Source organism: Mesorhizobium sp. M00.F.Ca.ET.216.01.1.1, assembly GCF_004010325.2.
Lineage (GTDB): Bacteria > Pseudomonadota > Alphaproteobacteria > Rhizobiales > Rhizobiaceae > Mesorhizobium.
The window spans coordinates 44,035-58,259 of sequence record NZ_SADR02000010.1 but is presented as its reverse complement, the minus strand read 5'-3'; the positions used below and the strand labels follow the sequence as shown (position 1 = coordinate 58,259).

General features: G+C 62.7%; 13 protein-coding genes. 4 read left to right on the top strand and 9 right to left on the bottom strand.

Annotated features, from left to right (window positions below; translation table 11 throughout):
* Positions 1 to 20: 20 nt before the first annotated feature.
* Together EN859_RS14880 and EN859_RS14875 are read right to left on the bottom strand one after the other, a co-directional pair.
* Positions 21 to 1,499 (bottom strand): ABC transporter substrate-binding protein, encoded by a 1,479-nt coding sequence (locus EN859_RS14880; protein WP_127853652.1) that lies wholly within the window; start codon positions 1,497 to 1,499, stop codon positions 21 to 23.
* Positions 1,500 to 1,632: 133 nt separating this feature from the next.
* A complete protein-coding gene (locus EN859_RS14875) occupies positions 1,633 to 2,913 on the bottom strand; it encodes an acetylornithine deacetylase/succinyl-diaminopimelate desuccinylase family protein (RefSeq protein WP_127853651.1) in 1,281 nt (426 codons plus the stop codon).
* A 224-nt stretch (positions 2,914 to 3,137) separates the two neighbouring features.
* Here EN859_RS14875 and EN859_RS14870 point away from each other — a divergent pair, with 224 nt between their 5' ends.
* Complete coding sequence (locus EN859_RS14870) at positions 3,138 to 3,569, top strand: L,D-transpeptidase (RefSeq protein WP_127853650.1); 432 nt, start codon at positions 3,138 to 3,140, stop codon at positions 3,567 to 3,569.
* 49 nt (positions 3,570 to 3,618) lie between these two features.
* Here EN859_RS14870 and EN859_RS14865 read toward each other — a convergent pair whose 3' ends face one another.
* The 6 genes from EN859_RS14865 to EN859_RS14840 form a co-directional block, all read right to left on the bottom strand.
* The gene (locus tag EN859_RS14865) at positions 3,619 to 4,596 is read right to left on the bottom strand and encodes a lipid A biosynthesis lauroyl acyltransferase (RefSeq protein ID WP_127853649.1); all 978 of its coding nucleotides are present in this window, start codon (positions 4,594 to 4,596) and stop codon (positions 3,619 to 3,621) included.
* Positions 4,597 to 4,598: 2 nt separating this feature from the next.
* Positions 4,599 to 5,627, bottom strand: coding sequence for a zinc-binding dehydrogenase (locus EN859_RS14860; protein ID WP_127853648.1), 1,029 nt, complete (start codon positions 5,625 to 5,627; stop codon positions 4,599 to 4,601).
* 91 nt (positions 5,628 to 5,718) lie between these two features.
* Positions 5,719 to 6,990 carry a beta-ketoacyl-ACP synthase gene (locus EN859_RS14855; RefSeq protein ID WP_127853647.1) on the bottom strand — a complete coding sequence of 424 codons (1,272 nt, stop codon included), beginning with the start codon at positions 6,988 to 6,990 and terminating at the stop codon, positions 5,719 to 5,721.
* 19 nt (positions 6,991 to 7,009) lie between these two features.
* Positions 7,010 to 8,197 carry a beta-ketoacyl-ACP synthase gene (locus EN859_RS14850; protein ID WP_127853646.1) on the bottom strand — a complete coding sequence of 396 codons (1,188 nt, stop codon included), beginning with the start codon at positions 8,195 to 8,197 and terminating at the stop codon, positions 7,010 to 7,012.
* A 57-nt stretch (positions 8,198 to 8,254) separates the two neighbouring features.
* Positions 8,255 to 8,536: an acyl carrier protein gene (locus EN859_RS14845; protein ID WP_095486660.1), complete on the bottom strand. Its 282-nt coding sequence runs from the start codon at positions 8,534 to 8,536 to the stop codon at positions 8,255 to 8,257.
* Positions 8,537 to 8,766: 230 nt separating this feature from the next.
* Positions 8,767 to 9,315 (bottom strand): histidine phosphatase family protein, encoded by a 549-nt coding sequence (locus tag EN859_RS14840; RefSeq protein WP_127853645.1) that lies wholly within the window; start codon positions 9,313 to 9,315, stop codon positions 8,767 to 8,769.
* A 168-nt stretch (positions 9,316 to 9,483) separates the two neighbouring features.
* Between EN859_RS14840 and EN859_RS14835 the strand changes: the two genes are divergently transcribed.
* The 3 genes from EN859_RS14835 (at position 9,484) to EN859_RS14825 (ending at position 13,170) form a co-directional block, all read left to right on the top strand.
* Positions 9,484 to 10,431, top strand: a complete 948-nt coding sequence (locus tag EN859_RS14835; protein WP_127853644.1) for an AEC family transporter — start codon at positions 9,484 to 9,486, stop codon at positions 10,429 to 10,431.
* Between the two features lie 197 nt (positions 10,432 to 10,628).
* Positions 10,629 to 12,086, top strand: a complete 1,458-nt coding sequence (locus tag EN859_RS14830) for an NAD-dependent succinate-semialdehyde dehydrogenase (protein WP_127853643.1) — start codon at positions 10,629 to 10,631, stop codon at positions 12,084 to 12,086.
* A 58-nt stretch (positions 12,087 to 12,144) separates the two neighbouring features.
* The gene (locus EN859_RS14825; RefSeq protein ID WP_127853642.1) at positions 12,145 to 13,170 is read left to right on the top strand and encodes an aldose epimerase family protein; all 1,026 of its coding nucleotides are present in this window, start codon (positions 12,145 to 12,147) and stop codon (positions 13,168 to 13,170) included.
* Here the strand turns inward: EN859_RS14825 and EN859_RS14820 are convergent.
* The gene (locus tag EN859_RS14820; protein WP_127853641.1) at positions 13,157 to 14,080 is read right to left on the bottom strand and encodes a sugar kinase; all 924 of its coding nucleotides are present in this window, start codon (positions 14,078 to 14,080) and stop codon (positions 13,157 to 13,159) included. The two genes, EN859_RS14825 and EN859_RS14820, sit on opposite strands and share 14 nt — an antisense overlap.
* Positions 14,081 to 14,225: the final 145 nt, after the last annotated feature.

The following is a 14,225-nucleotide window of genomic DNA, read 5'->3' as shown; positions in this document are numbered from 1 at the left end:
GAAGTGCAGGGGCCGCCGCCTCACTCGGTCCACTTCACCTTGGTCAGGTCGTTGGCCTGGATCGGCGCGTTTTCCCACAGGCCCTGCAGCTTGGCGTCCCAGACGCCGACTTTCGGCAGTTCGTAGAGAAAGCCGACCACGGCATCGTCGGCCAATACCTTTTGCGCTTCGCCGAGCAGCGTCATGCGCTTGGCCGCATCGGAGGTGAGGTTCAACTCGGAGATGATCTTGTCGAAGGCCGGATTGTCGTAGTTGAAGTAATAATCCTTGCGCGAATAGATATCGATGTCGTTGGGCTCGGTGTGGGAGACGATGGTCAGGTCGTATTCCTTCTTGGTGAACACCTGATCCAGCCATTGCGCCCATTCGACCGGGATAATTTCCAGATCGATGCCGACGTCGCGAAGCTGCGAGGCGATGATCTCGCCGCCAAGCCGCGCATAGGACGGCGGCGGCAGTTTCAGCGTCGCCTTGAAGCCGTTCTCCAGGCCGGCCTCCTTCAGCAGGTCCTTGGCCTTCGCCACATTGTGCGGATAGAGGCCGGTGAGATCGACATAGGCCTTGCTGGCGGGCGACATGTGCGAGCCAATCGGTACGCCGAGCCCGGCCGAGGCGCCGTCGATGATCGCCTTGCGGTCGAGCGCAAAGGAAATCGCCTGTCTGACCAGCAGCTTGTCGAAAGGCGGCTGCTTGTTGTTGATGGCGAGGATGGTCTCGCCCTCGGTCGAGCCGATCGCCACCTTGAAGCGAGGGTCGTCCCTGATCTGCGCGACGCTGTCGGGATCGAAGAAAGGGAAGGCCTGAACGTCGCCGGAAAGCAGGGCCGGCACGGCAACCGCCGCATCCGTGACGATGCGGAACTCGGCCTTGTCCAGGAATGCCGGTATGCCCCAGTAATTGTCGGATTTCACCAGCGTGATTGACGAGCCCTTGGCCCAACTCTGGAACTTGAACGGGCCGGTGCCGACAGGCTTTTCCTTGTTGGTGTCGGCCGATTCCGGCGCCACGATCACCGCGTCGCCCCAGCCCATATTGTGGAGGAAGGAACCCTGCGGGTTCTTCAGCGTGACTTTCACGGTCGCCGGGTCGACCACGTCGACCTTGTCGATGGCTGCGAACAGGCCCTTTTGCGCGTTGACGGAGTTGGCGGCGCGGGCGCGATCGAGCGAGAATTTTACGTCGTCGGCATTGAAGTCGGTACCATCGTGGAATTTGACGCCGGTATGCAGCTTGAAGGTATAGACCTTGCCGTCATCGGAAATGGCCCAGCTTTCGGCCAGGTCGGGCAGCACTTCGCCATTCGGGCCGATGCGGGTCAGGCCCTCGAACACATTGGCGTAGAGCACCTCGTCGATCGCCGCCGCAGCACCCGCGGTCGGATCGAGGTGCGGCGGTTCGAGCGTAATGCCGATGACCAGGTCGGTGCGTGCGGCCATCGCCGAGGTTCCGGCGGCCAGCGTCAGAGCCGCAGCAGCGAGAATGGTTTTCCACAATTTCATCGTGCAACTCCCAATGTGCTCAAAAACATGCTCAAAACCCGGTGGATAGAAGCGTGATTTCGCTGCTGAGTAAATTGCGTTTCATGCTGTCCGCCCGCGCCGGGAGAAATGTTTTTTCCGCTTGGCTTCCGGATTATCCCGCGGCAGCGCCCCTGAGCAGCACATTGAGCCCAATCGCCATCACCTTGGCCGACTCCACCATATCGGTGATCCCAACCCATTCGTCAGGCCGGTGGGCGAGGTCGAGAATACCCGGACCATAGGCAATGCAGTCATAGATGTGGCCGATGCGGGCAACGTGCTTCTGGTCGTAGGTGCCGGGCGAAATCACATAGTCCGGTTCGCGGTCGAAGATCTCGATGATGCCTTGCGCCACTGCCTTCACCACCGGCGCATCGCGCTCGGTCATCAGCGGCAGCACCTCCATGAGGTCGCGGATCTCGTAGTCGAATTTCTTCCGCTCGCGCTTCAGTCGGTCGAGGATATCAGTCACCTCGCTCTTGACCCTGCCCAGCTCCTCTTCGAGCAGAAAACGGCGGTCGATGGTCAGCCGGCAGGAATCCGGCACGTTGGGCGAGGGCAGGCCGGGACGGAAATCCTCGGTCTGGCCGCCGTGGATCGAATTGATGTTCATGGTCGAGCGCCTGGCCCCCTCGGGCACCACCGGCATGCGGGTCACCTTGCGGTCGAGCGCGGGAAACAACTCGTCCTCGAAGGCCTGCAGCACGGCGCCCATGTGGCGCACCGCATTGTCGCCGAGGAACGGCATCGAGCCGTGCGCGATCTTGCCCTTGGTTTCGATCTCCGCCCACCAGACGCCGCGATGGCCAAGGCAAATGCGGTCCTTGTTCAGAGGCTCGGGGATGATGACGTGGTCGACCTTGGGGCTGGAGAAATAGCCGAGCTTCGCCAGATGAGCGACGCCGCCGAAGCCGCCGGACTCTTCATCGACCGTGCCGGAAATCTCGATGGCGCCCGGAAAGTCCGGAAAAACCTCCATGAAGGCTTCGGCGGCGATGATCGAGGCCGCAAGCCCACCCTTCATGTCGCAGGCACCACGACCGTAGACCTTACCGTCCTTGACGATGCCGGCAAAGGGATCGACGGTCCAGCCGACCCCGGTTTCGACGACGTCGATATGCGAGTTGAAATGCACGCAGGCGCCGGGTGACCGGCCGTCAAAGCGGGCGACGACGTTAACGCGCGGGTAGCGATCGGTGTCGCCGGGTGTGCCTTCGGCGCGGATGAATTCGATTTCGAAACCGCGCTTCTTCAGTCGCGCACCAATGTATTCGGCGCATGGCCGATAAGCTTCGCCGGGCGGATTGATGGTCGGAAAGCGGATCAGGTCAGCGGTCAGCGCGACCAGATCATCGGCCCGGTCATCGATTGCCTTCAGGAGTCGTTCGTTCATCCGGCGATTTGAGCAGCGAACGGGGTGGTTTTGCAAGCCTGCCGCCATGTCGGCAATGCGTGTCGTCGCGGCAACTATTACGGGAAATCGTTCAAATTCACCGCTTTGGATTGGCAAATTGGTCAAGGAGTGTGTGTTACTTCACTCACCTGCCGTCAAAAAGATGAAAGCAGCGTTGGGGGCACGCAAGGGCAGTCCAAGGGCTATCAAAGGGGTTTAATCGCATGAAAAGAACCGTTCTCATGGCAGCGGCGCTGGTAGCGATGCTGTTCGGCACCTCCATCGAAGGCAAGGCTGCCGGGCTCATGGCCAGCATCGATGTGTCTTCGCAGACCATGACCATCAGCCGCTATGGCCAGGTGCTTTATCGGTGGAACGTCTCCACCGCCCGCAGAGGCTACTTCACCCCACGCGGCAGCTACCGGCCGCAACGCACGGCGCGGATGTGGTACTCGCGCAAATACCATATGTCGCCGATGCCCTATTCGGTGTTTTTCCGCGGCGGCTATGCCATCCACGGCACGGGCGCGGTGAGATACCTTGGACGCCCGGCCTCGCATGGCTGTGTTCGGCTGCACACCGCCAATGCCGCGACCTTCTATTCGATGGTGCGGGAAGCCGGTTTCGGCAATACACGGATCGTTGTTACAGACTAAAGCTGGCGCCCACCAAAAGGTGGCCTTACGGCTACTGGCGAGCGGCATCTTATTCGCGTCCACGCCGGCTGCGCCGGCGGCCGCTGATCTCCCACCTTTTGTGGAACCACATCCACTGGCCGGGTTCCTCACGCACCCAGCGCTCGACCACGTCGCTGAGAAGCTGGGTGGTGGAGGGGACGTCGATACTACCGCTCTCATTGCGCGGCAGTATCAGCCGGTTTTCGATCTCCAACCGGAAACGGTTGCCCGGCAGCCGCACGCAGCGTGCCGGATAGACATCGCAATCATAGTGCCGGGCAAGAATGCCAAGCACCGGATTGCTCTGGCATGGCCGGCCGAAGAAGGTCGTCTCGGGTCCACTCGAAAATTTCTGGTCGACCAGGACGCCGATATTGCCGCCGTTCTCCAGAATGGCCGCAAGCGCGAATGAGGCACCGGCCGAAGACGGCAGCAAGGCGCCCATCGTCGAACGGCGCGTCGAGAGGATGTAGTCGGCCAGGTATGGATTGTTGGGCGGCCGAAACAGCGCGGTTATCTTCATGCCGAAAGTGGCGGCCGCCACCGGCAGCAATTCGAAATTGCCGAGATGGCCGGTGAACAGGATGTGCGGCTTCGCCTCGCCGGCGATCTGCACGAAATGCTCGATGCCGCTGACCTCGACCCGGCCAGGCTTCGCTGCCTTCGGATCGTAGTCGAAGAGAATGTCGAGGAAGACATATTCGGCGGCAAGGCGGGCCATGTTGCCCCACATGTCGGAGGCAATGGCCTCGATCTCGCTGTTGCTCTTTTCCGGATAGGCCTTGCGCAGATTGTCGATGGCGACGCGGTGGCGACCGACCAGCGGTCCGATGCGGCGGGCGACACGGTCGGCGAAATTGAGCGCCTTGTCGGCCGGTAGCAGGCGCAGCACCGAAATCATCATCATCGCGACGCGTGCGACCAGCCAGTAGTTGAGCTGGCGAAGCCGCCTGCCATGGCGGAACGCTAAGTCCCTGCCGACTTTCCTGAAGGGGCTGCCGACCATCCTCAGCCGACGCGCAGGATGATCTTGCCGAACACGTCGCGGCCTTCCATGCGCTTCAGCGCGGCGTCGATTTCGTCGAAGCCCACTTCGGTGTCGATCACTGGCGAAACCAGTCCCGCAGCCATCTTCTGCATGGCGTCGGCCATGTTTTCCATGCGGCAACCGAACGAGCCGAGCAGCTTCAGCTGCTGCTGGAACAGCTGCATCAGGTTGATTTGCGTCGACACGCCCGAGGTGGAGCCGCAGGTCACCAGGCGCCCGCCGCGCTTCAGGCACAGCATCGAGGCGGCAAAGGTGTCGGCGCCGACATGCTCGAACACCACGTCGACACCCTTCTTCTTGGTCAGCTTGCGCACGATACCTTCGAAACGATCCTCTCGATAGTTGATGACGTGGCCGGCGCCGAGCGCTACTGCCTTGTCGATCTTGTCGTTCGAACCGACCGTGGTGATCACGCTGCAGCCCATCTTCTTCGCCAGCTGGATTGCAGCGGAGCCGATGCCCGAGCCGCCGGCATGGACGAGGATGGTCTCGCCGGGCTGCAGCCTGGCATTGTCGAACAGCATGTGCTCGACGGTGCCGAAGGTGACGGGCGCGACGGCCGCGCCGATCTCCGTCACGCCGGGCGGGGCAGGCACCAGCAGGCGTGCCGGCAGGTTTATCTTTTCCTGCGCAAAGCCGTCGAGGTGGAAGCCGTGAACGCCGGAAACATGTTCGCAGAGATTGTCGCGGCCTTCGCGGCAGGCACGGCAAAGTCCGCAGGTGCGCGCGCCATAGATCGACACCAATTGTCCGGGCAGAAGGCCGGATACACCGGCGCCGACCGCTTCGACCTCACCGGAAGCTTCCGCGCCGACGACCAACGGCAGCTTGCGCTTGGCGAAGGCCATGCCGCGCCAGCCCCAGACGTCGATGTGGTTCAGCGCCACCGCCTTGATGCGTAGCGTCACTTCGCCGAGCGAGGGCGGGGGAGGCGGCGGCAGGTCCACCGTTTCAAGGCGACGATCCTCGATCAGTTGCAATGCGCGCATGCCAAATCCCAGGTAGCGCATGACCCCGGAAATCGGAATCCGTTTCGGAAAGGATCATGCGCACGACAAAGTGCTAGAACGGAACGGTCGCTTAGACCGGTTCCCGCGCCATGACAAGGCAGGTGTTCTGGCCACCGAAGCCGAAGGAGTTCGACAGGACCGTGCCGACCTCGGCATTGCGTTTCTTGTTCGGCACCAAGTCGAGCACGATTGCCGGATCGGGATTGTCGTAGTTGATAGTCGGCGGGATGACGCTTTCGCGCATGGTCATCAGCGAAAATGCGGCCTCGACCGCGCCGGCGGCCGACAGCGTGTGGCCGATCATCGACTTGTTCGAGGAGATCGGCATCGAGCCGATCCGCTCGCCGAACACTGTCGACAGCGACAGATGCTCCATCTTGTCGTTTTCCGGCGTCGAGGTGCCATGAGCGTTGACGTAGTCGATCTCGTCTTCGCCCAAGCCGGCATCGGCCAGGGCGGCGCGAACCGCCGCGATCGCCGGCGAGCCGTCCGGCTTCGAGCGGGTGCGATGGAAGTCATCAGCCTTCTCGCCGCAGCCGCGCAATATGCCGAGAACGGTCGCGCCGCGGGCGAGCGCAGCCTCAAGCGATTCCAGCACAAGCGCGCCCGAACCCTCAGCCAGCACGAAGCCGTCGCGATCCTTGGAGAACGGCTTGGATGCCTTTTCGGGAATGTCGTTATGGGTCGAGAGCGCCGAGAGCAGCGAAAAACGGATCAGCGCCTCGGCGGTCGCCGAACCGTCGGCGCCGATCGACAGCGCCCTGTCACATTCGCCGCGGCGGATCGCCTCGACGCCAAGCTGGATCGCGGTGGCGCCCGAGGCGCATGCGGTCGACAGCGTGATCGGCAGGCCGCGCGTACCGAACTGGTCGGCGAGCCGGTCGGCGATCGAACCGAACTGGGTGGTCTCGAAGATGGCGAATTCCTTCAGCCCGCGCGCTACCCGAAGCAGCCTTTCGGCGCCGATGTCCTGCTTGTCGGAATTGTACAGCGAAAAGCGCTCGCTCCAGTCTAGCTCGACCGGCGGTGAGGCGAGGAAAAGTGGTCCGCCGAAATCGCCGGAATTAAGACCTGCCTCGGCTACGGCTTCCTGTGCGGCGGTCTCGGCCAGTTCGTAGGTCAGGAGGCTGGCTCCCTTCGAACTCGATGGCAGAAAATCGACCATCCCGGAGATACGGGTGTTCAGATGATCGACCGGAAAGCGGGTGATCGGATGGATGCCGGATTGGCCTGCGGTGAGTGCGCCCCAGTTGTCGGCCTTGCCGACGCCCAGCGATGTCACCACGCCGATGCCGGTGACGGCAACGATCGGCCTGCCCATGTGATCGTTCAGATTGGCCATGATTTTGTCCTGACACCCTCTAGGCAGCGTTAACCAGCGCCACGCCCTCGAATTGGTGATAGCCGATCGCTGTTGCAAGGACAGTCTTCGGAACGCCGCCAAACGGCCTCTCGACTGTGGCGTCGAAGACCGGGTAGGCGGCCTTGCGGTCGACAGCCAATGCCGCCAGCGCCACGGCGAAGGGAAACTGCGCTTCCTTCATATGGCCGGTCAGCGTTGAAAAGGCGCGTGCGGCAATCGCCGGATTGGCGTCGAAGGCTGATTTCTCGGCAGCGGTCGCCGCGTGGGCACCCGACGCCCCGGAGATCGCGAGCAGTTCGCCGTTCGGCAATGCAGCCTGCCGGAGCAGCGCGGCGATCTCGGCCTCGAGACCTCCGAGCCGGCGCCTGGCGCGTCCGGATACAACCGGGCCGAGTTCGGCGTAGATCCGTCGTCCGCGGCTTGTCGCATGCTCGCGCTGTTCCAGGACCAGGAAGGCGCCGCCTGATCCCGTCACCACGCCGCCGCCTTCCGCACCCTGCCTTTGCCAGACAGGCTTCCAGGCGCCGCGGTGCAGGTAACCAGCCAGCTCATAACCGAGCAGCATGTCGGAATGTTCGGTCTGGAAGGCTCCGCCGACCAGAATATGCGTCGACTGGCCGGAACGGATGCGCGCCGCGGCGGTCTCGACAGCGGCGACGCCGGCGCCTTCCTCACCCATGAAGGTGCGCGACGAGCCCGTCACCTTATGGACGATCGAGATGTTGCCGGCGAGCAGATTGGAAAGCTGCGCCAGAAACAGCGTCGGACGCAATTCCGTGGTCAGTTTCTCGTTGAGCAGCACGTCGCGGTCGTTGCGGCTTTCCGAAGCGGCGAGAATGTCGGCGTCGACCGCCTCGTCGCGCTCGCCACCGCCGGCAGCCACGACCATGTCCATGGTCGTGCAGAGCTCGTCATTGCCTTTGATTCCAGCGTCGTCCAGCGCCATGCCGGCGGCATAGGTGCCGAGCCTTTGCCAGGTTTCCATCTGCCTCTGGTCGCCGCGCTTGGCGATCTGCAGATTCCAGTCGATCTCCGGCAGCGGATGGATGGTGTAGGGCGGAAAGCGCGAGGCTTCGAGCACGGGTTCCAGGCCCGGCTGCGCAAGTTTCTGCCAGTGCGCATCCGGACCTTCTCCCAGCGAAGAGACAAGGCCGATGCCGGTGATGACGACGTCGTGGGGGTTCATGGGCGGCTGTTGTGGGTCAGGCTTAAAGGCGCGTCAAGGTCGCGCGCTCCGCCCATTTCAGGCGTTCTTGGCCGCGACCAATGCGTCGATCTTGGCGCATAGGTTCTTCATAACGAAATAGTCGTCGGTCGAGGCCTTGCCGTCATTGACCTCCTGCGTCCACTTTTCCAGCGGCACCTTGATGCCGAATTCCTTGTCGATGGCAAAGACGATGTCAAGGAAATCGAGGCTGTCGATACCGAGATCGTCGATGGTGTGGCTTTCAGGCGTGATCGTGTCGATATCGATCTCACTGGTGTCGGCGATGATCTTGGCGACTTTGGCGAAAGTGGTGGACAAGGGCTTTTCCTTCGGTTGCGGGCGGAATCTGTCCGCATGTGTTTGGGCGCTGTCTAATCGGTTTTTCCGGGCAGGAAAAGGCCGAATACGCCGCGCGCAGATGGGAAGCGCCTTGTTCAAAGGCAAGAAGGGCCGCCGGTTGGTCCTCGCAAGCGGTGTTGTTGCGACTTCTTTCGAGTGTTGCATTTTGGCAACGCTTCTTCCGTGTTAACCGCGGGACGTCAGCGCTGTTAGAAGGTGACGCGGCCGAGCACGCGCACTCCGTCCCCCTGCGGCTCGACGACCACCGCTTCGCCTTCGCGCGGCGAGACGCCGGTGAGTGCCATGATGTTCTCCAGATGGGTGACCATGACCAGATTGTCGGAACCGGAATAGCCGCGGATCTCGCTTACGATCGCCGTGAGCTGGGCGGCTTTCTCCGACGGGTCGGTCTTCAGCAGGTCAAGTGGCGCAAACGGCTCCGGCTCGCTTTCGAAAGCGATGCGCGCCGTATCGAGACAGCGGCAGTAGCGGCTGGACAGCACCCGCTCGATGGGGGCGGCGCGGGCGGCAAACAGCGCGCCGATCTTGCTTGCCTGCTGCTTCCCGCGCGCTGACAGGTTGAGCTGGGTGGCGCATTTGGAGATGTCGAAATTTGCCGGATCGGTGGTGCCGGTGACAATGGCATGGCGAAGCAGCACGACATGTCCGCCGTCGCGCAGCAACGCCCAGCCGGCATCTGTCGCGTGGGCTGCGGCGGGGACGATGAGCAGCAACAGCGCCAGCACAAATCGAATCATCAGCTATCCTTCTTCCAGTCGCCAGAGGTGGTTCCGGTGACCGGCATATAGGGATGGCAAAGCCGGCTGAAAGACAAGGCTGGCCAAGCCCGGCTGTTTGCGAGGACAGACCGTTTCCGAAGGTCCGGGCGATTGCGCTGCAATCCCGGCTCGCCTATCACGGGAAAAATGTCTCCACTCATCGAAACGGTCCTTTTTGTCTTCGGCCTTGTCGCGCTCGGCTATCTGGCCGGGCTCACCGGCTATCTGAAGGCCGAGGCGGGCGAGGCGATCGCCGAATTTGCCGTCGGGGTGGCGATGCCGCTGCTTCTGTTCCGCACCATGGTCAACGCCGATTTCCATGGCGCCGCGCCCTGGTCGTTCTGGGGAGCCTATTTTGCGGCTGCGGCAGTCACGTGGGCCGCAGGCCACCTGGTCATCACTCGGGTGTTCGGGCGCGATGCGCGTGCGGGAGTCGTTGGCGGCGTGTCGTCGGCTTTTTCCAATCTCGTCCTGCTCGGCATCCCGTTCGTCCTCGGCACGTTTGGGCCAAATGGATTCGAAGTGCTGTCGCTGCTGGTTTCCGTGCATCTGCCAACGATGATAATGGCGTCAATCATCCTGTTTGAAATCTTTGGCCGTGGTGACGAGCACGTGCATCCGCTCCGCATCATCCGGAGCTTCTTTCGAAAGATGTTTTCCAATCCGCTGATCGTCGGCATCATGGCCGGATGGGTATGGCGTGTCACCGGCCTGCCCTTGCCGGCACTGGCCGTTCGGCTGGTCGATGCGCTTGCTGATACAGCCGGGCCGGTGGCGTTGTTTGCCATGGGGCTTGGCCTGCGCCGCTTCGGTATTTCCGGCAACGTGCGGCCGGCTCTGGCGCTGTCGACGCTGAAGCTGTTGTTGATGCCCGCCGTTGCACTCGGCCTGGTCTGGCTGTTTGGCCTGCCGCCATTGTCGGCGAAGGTGGCGGTAGTGGCGGCCGCACTGCCGTCCGGGGTCAATTCCTACCTGATTGCAACGCAGTTCGGCACCGGCCAGGCATTGGCATCGAACCAGATGACCATCGCTACCGCCTGTGCGGTCGTCACCACGGCCTTCTGGCTGACCGTAGTCGTCCACATCTTCGGATAGGAACATCTTCGGGTAGGAACTCGCGCGCCTGTGGCTCTCGCCTTGCGCTGGCCCAAACCCTATATGCCATCTTGCGATTGCTTGCGGGGCTTGCCCTAGGCTAAGAGCAATGGCTCCAGCGTGCCGGCATCGATGCCATTGCGCACGCTCACCGAAGAAAATCCAGCGCCGTCAGTGCGCCGAAGGGAGGCTAGACCATGCTTCAGAAAACCAGCCATTTCATGCGGCAGGCCAATCTCATCAACGGCGAATGGGTGCAGGCCGACAGCGGCCAGACCGTCGACGTCAACAATCCCGCCACCGGCCTCAAGATCGGCACGGTGCCGAAGTCTGGCAAGGTCGAGACCCGCCGCGCCATCGAAGCCGCCGATGCCGCTTTCCAGACGTGGCGCAAGACCACCGCGCTCGAACGCTCGAAATTGCTGCGCAAGCTGCATGACGCGATGATGGACAATCAGGACGTGCTGGCCGAACTGCTGACCATCGAGCAGGGCAAGTCGCTGTTCGAATCGAAGGGCGAGATCGGCTCGTCCGCGTCCTACATACTGTGGTTCGCCGAGGAAGGTCGCCGCACCTATGGCGACGTGGTGCCGTCGCCGTGGGCGGACCGGCGCATCCTGGTGACCAAGGAGCCGGTCGGCGTCATCGCCGCCATCACGCCATGGAATTTCCCGTCCTCGATGCTGGCCCGAAAGCTCGGCCCGGCGCTTGCCGCCGGCTGCACCGCGGTCGTCAAGCCCGCTTCGCAGACACCTTATTCCGGCCTCGCCTGGGGCGCGCTCGCCGAGGAAGTCGGCTTCCCCAAGGGCGTCATCAACATCCTGACGGGTTCCGCCGCCGAGATCGGCGACGAGATCTGCGCCAACCCGCTGGTCAAGAAGATCACCTTCACTGGTTCGACCGAGGTCGGCAAGATCCTGATCCAGAAGTCATCGGTGACCGTCAAGAAAGTGTCGATGGAGCTTGGCGGCAATGCGCCGTTCATCGTTTTCGACGACGCCGACGTCGAGCGTGCCGTCGCCGGTGCGATCACCGCCAAGTACCGCAATTCCGGCCAGACCTGCGTTTGCACAAACCGCTTCCTGGTGCAGTCGGGTGTCTATGACACGTTCGTCGAAAAGCTCGCCGCCGCCAGCAATGGACTGAAGGTCGGTTCCGGTCTCGAGGACGGCGTGCAGCAAGGACCGTTGATCGACGAGAAAGCGGTCGAGAAGGTCGAGGAGTTTATCGCCGACGCCACCGCCAAGGGCGGCAAGGTCGTCGCCGGCGGCAAGCGCCACGCGCTCGGCGGTTCATTCTTCCAGCCGACGGTGATTGCCAATGCGACGCCGAAGATGCGCTTCATGAAGGAGGAGATCTTTGGCCCGGTCGCGCCGGTGTTCAAGTTCGAGACCGAAGAGGAAGCCATTGCGCTCGCCAACGACACCGAATTCGGCCTCGCCTGCTATTTCTACACCGGCGATCTTGGCCGCGCGTTCCGGGTCATGGAAGGGCTGAAATACGGCATGGTCGGTGTCAACGAGGGCCTCATCACCACGCCTGAAGCGCCGTTTGGCGGCGTCAAGGAATCGGGCCTCGGCAAGGAAGGCGGATATCAGGGTATCGAGGACTATCTCGACACCAAATATGTCTGCATCGGTGGCCTCGGCCTCTGATTCCTGAGCCGGTCCGCAAGGTCAGGCAGGCATCGATCAACAAACTGGCGTTTCGGGCATGGCGATGAAAGACGGTGAGGTCTTCGGCACGACGCAGGCGGGAGAGGCCGTCCGCCGCTTCACCATCCGGGGTGGCGGCATCACCGCCAACATTATCGGGCTGGGCGCAATCGTCCAGGATCTGCGCCTGGCCGGGCACGATGCCCCGCTGGTGCTCGGCTACGACCGTTTCGAACCCTATGAGACGGATACGGCCTTCTTCGGCGCCGTCGTAGGCCGCTACGCCAACCGCATCCGCGACGGCCGTTTCACCCTTGCCGGCAAGCGCTACCAGACCGAACGCAACTTCCTCGGCAAGCACACGCTGCATGGCGGTTCGCAAGGTTATTTTCACCGGCCGTGGACGGTTTCGCTGCATGGCAAGGATTTTGTCACGCTGACCTTGCATGATCCCGATGGCACGATGGGCTTTCCCGGCGCGCTCGACGTGACCTGCACCTACCGGTTGAAGATTCCGGGCACGCTGAGCGTGGAACTGACCGCGACCTGCGAAGAGCCGACGCTCTGTAATCTCACCCAGCATTCCTATTTCAACCTGGATGACGGCGGCGCCGCAGACATCCTCGACCACCGGCTGATGCTGAATGCCGGCGCCTATACGCCGGTCGACGACGAGATGATCCCGACTGGCGCCGTGAAACCCGTTGACGGTACCCCCTTCGATTTCCGCCAGGCGCGGCCGCTGCGCATGGAACTCGAGGGCGAGCAACTTCCCTATGACCAGAATTTCTGCCTCGCCTCGACGCGAGGGCCGCTCAGGCAGGCGTCATGGGTGCAAGGCGCAAATTCCGACGTGGAAATGGAGGTCTGGACGACAGAGCCAGGCGTCCAGCTCTATATCGGCCAGTATCTGGCACCGTCCTTGCCGGGACTCGGCGGACGCCAGTACAAGGCCTTTTCAGGCTTCTGCCTGGAACCGCAGGTGTGGCCGGATGCGCCGAACCGGCCGTATTTCCCGCAGGCTACTCTGTGGCCGGGGCAGATCTACCATCACGTGACGGAATATCGCTTCAGGCTGCCTTAAAAGCAGTTTGTAGAACTTCGAACGGCGCTAGCGCGCCGCGCACCTGTACGACGGCGGCGGCGACGCGATGCGCGCGGAACGCTGCTTCAGTTGGGGCATGGCCGGCAAGCCGGGCGGCGAGATACGCACCGTTGAAGGAATCGCCGGCCCCGGTCGTGTCGACAGGGGCGGCGACATACACGGCCGGAACATTTTGCTGCTTTCCGTTTTCGCAGATCAGAGCCGGTTCCTCGCCGTTCTTGACGACGACCTCACGGACCAATTTTGCTAGCCGCTCTGCGGTCGCTTGCGGCGTTGTATCGCCGAACAGCATCTGCTCGTCGGGAAAGGTCGGCAGCGCGATGTCGGTGACGGCAAGCGCCGCGAGGATCGCCGCTTGCGCGTCCTCGCGGTTGTGCCAAAGCCGTGGCCGGTAGTTGGGATCGAAGGCGACAAGCGAGCCGGCCGCGCGCGCCTCGGCCACCGCCGCCAGCAATGTCTTGCGCGCGGCTTCGTCCAGAATTGCCAAAGTGATTCCGGAAAAGTAGACAAGCGCCTGGTTTTCAAGGCTTTTCGCCAGGGCGGCCGCATCCGAGGCAAGCTGCCGCGCCGCTGCATCGCCGCGCCAGTAGGTGAAGGAGCGTTCGGCCCCGGTCAGCGTGATGGCGTAGAGGCCAGGTCGCGCGCCTGAAATGACCGGGCTGGCGCCGATACCGATGCCGTTCTTGGCGAAGAAGTCGATCTGATCGCGCGAGAACGGGTCGTCACCGAAGGCCGAGACGTAGGTCGCCGGCCGGTCGCCGCTCAGCGCATGCAGTGCCCACAGGGTGTTGAAGGTGTCGCCGGCAAAGCCCATGCGCCAGTTCGGACCTGCCTGGCTTGAAAGCTCGAGCATGCACTCGCCGATCGAGGCGACGCCGTTTCCTGCCATGTACCTTCCTCCGGCTCACTTCGGGTGCTGTATCTTTTTGCAAGCGGCAGCGCCATGCTTGGCGGCGGCGGTTTTTTGCGCCAGAAGCGTTTTCCCACAGGCGAGGCGGGACGTGATCTGCCGCCCGAGACGTTATCTCTGGACG

Bases quoted from the DNA above. Each gene is read 5' to 3' on its own strand.
- EN859_RS14850 (WP_127853646.1), bottom strand. From the start codon at position 8,197: ATGAACCCCCACGACGTCGTCATCACCGGCATCGGCCTTGTCTCTTCG.
- EN859_RS14865 (WP_127853649.1), bottom strand. From the start codon at position 4,596: ATGGTCGGCAGCCCCTTCAGGAAAGTCGGCAGGGACTTAGCGTTCCGC.
- EN859_RS14855 (WP_127853647.1), bottom strand. From the start codon at position 6,990: ATGGCCAATCTGAACGATCACATGGGCAGGCCGATCGTTGCCGTCACC.
- EN859_RS14825 (WP_127853642.1), top strand. From the start codon at position 12,145: ATGGCGATGAAAGACGGTGAGGTCTTCGGCACGACGCAGGCGGGAGAG.
- EN859_RS14840 (WP_127853645.1), bottom strand. From the start codon at position 9,315: ATGATTCGATTTGTGCTGGCGCTGTTGCTGCTCATCGTCCCCGCCGCA.
- EN859_RS14875 (WP_127853651.1), bottom strand. From the start codon at position 2,913: ATGAACGAACGACTCCTGAAGGCAATCGATGACCGGGCCGATGATCTG.
- EN859_RS14835 (WP_127853644.1), top strand. From the start codon at position 9,484: ATGTCTCCACTCATCGAAACGGTCCTTTTTGTCTTCGGCCTTGTCGCG.
- EN859_RS14860 (WP_127853648.1), bottom strand. From the start codon at position 5,627: ATGCGCGCATTGCAACTGATCGAGGATCGTCGCCTTGAAACGGTGGAC.
- EN859_RS14880 (WP_127853652.1), bottom strand. From the start codon at position 1,499: ATGAAATTGTGGAAAACCATTCTCGCTGCTGCGGCTCTGACGCTGGCC.
- EN859_RS14830 (WP_127853643.1), top strand. From the start codon at position 10,629: ATGCTTCAGAAAACCAGCCATTTCATGCGGCAGGCCAATCTCATCAAC.
- EN859_RS14820 (WP_127853641.1), bottom strand. From the start codon at position 14,080: ATGGCAGGAAACGGCGTCGCCTCGATCGGCGAGTGCATGCTCGAGCTT.
- EN859_RS14870 (WP_127853650.1), top strand. From the start codon at position 3,138: ATGAAAAGAACCGTTCTCATGGCAGCGGCGCTGGTAGCGATGCTGTTC.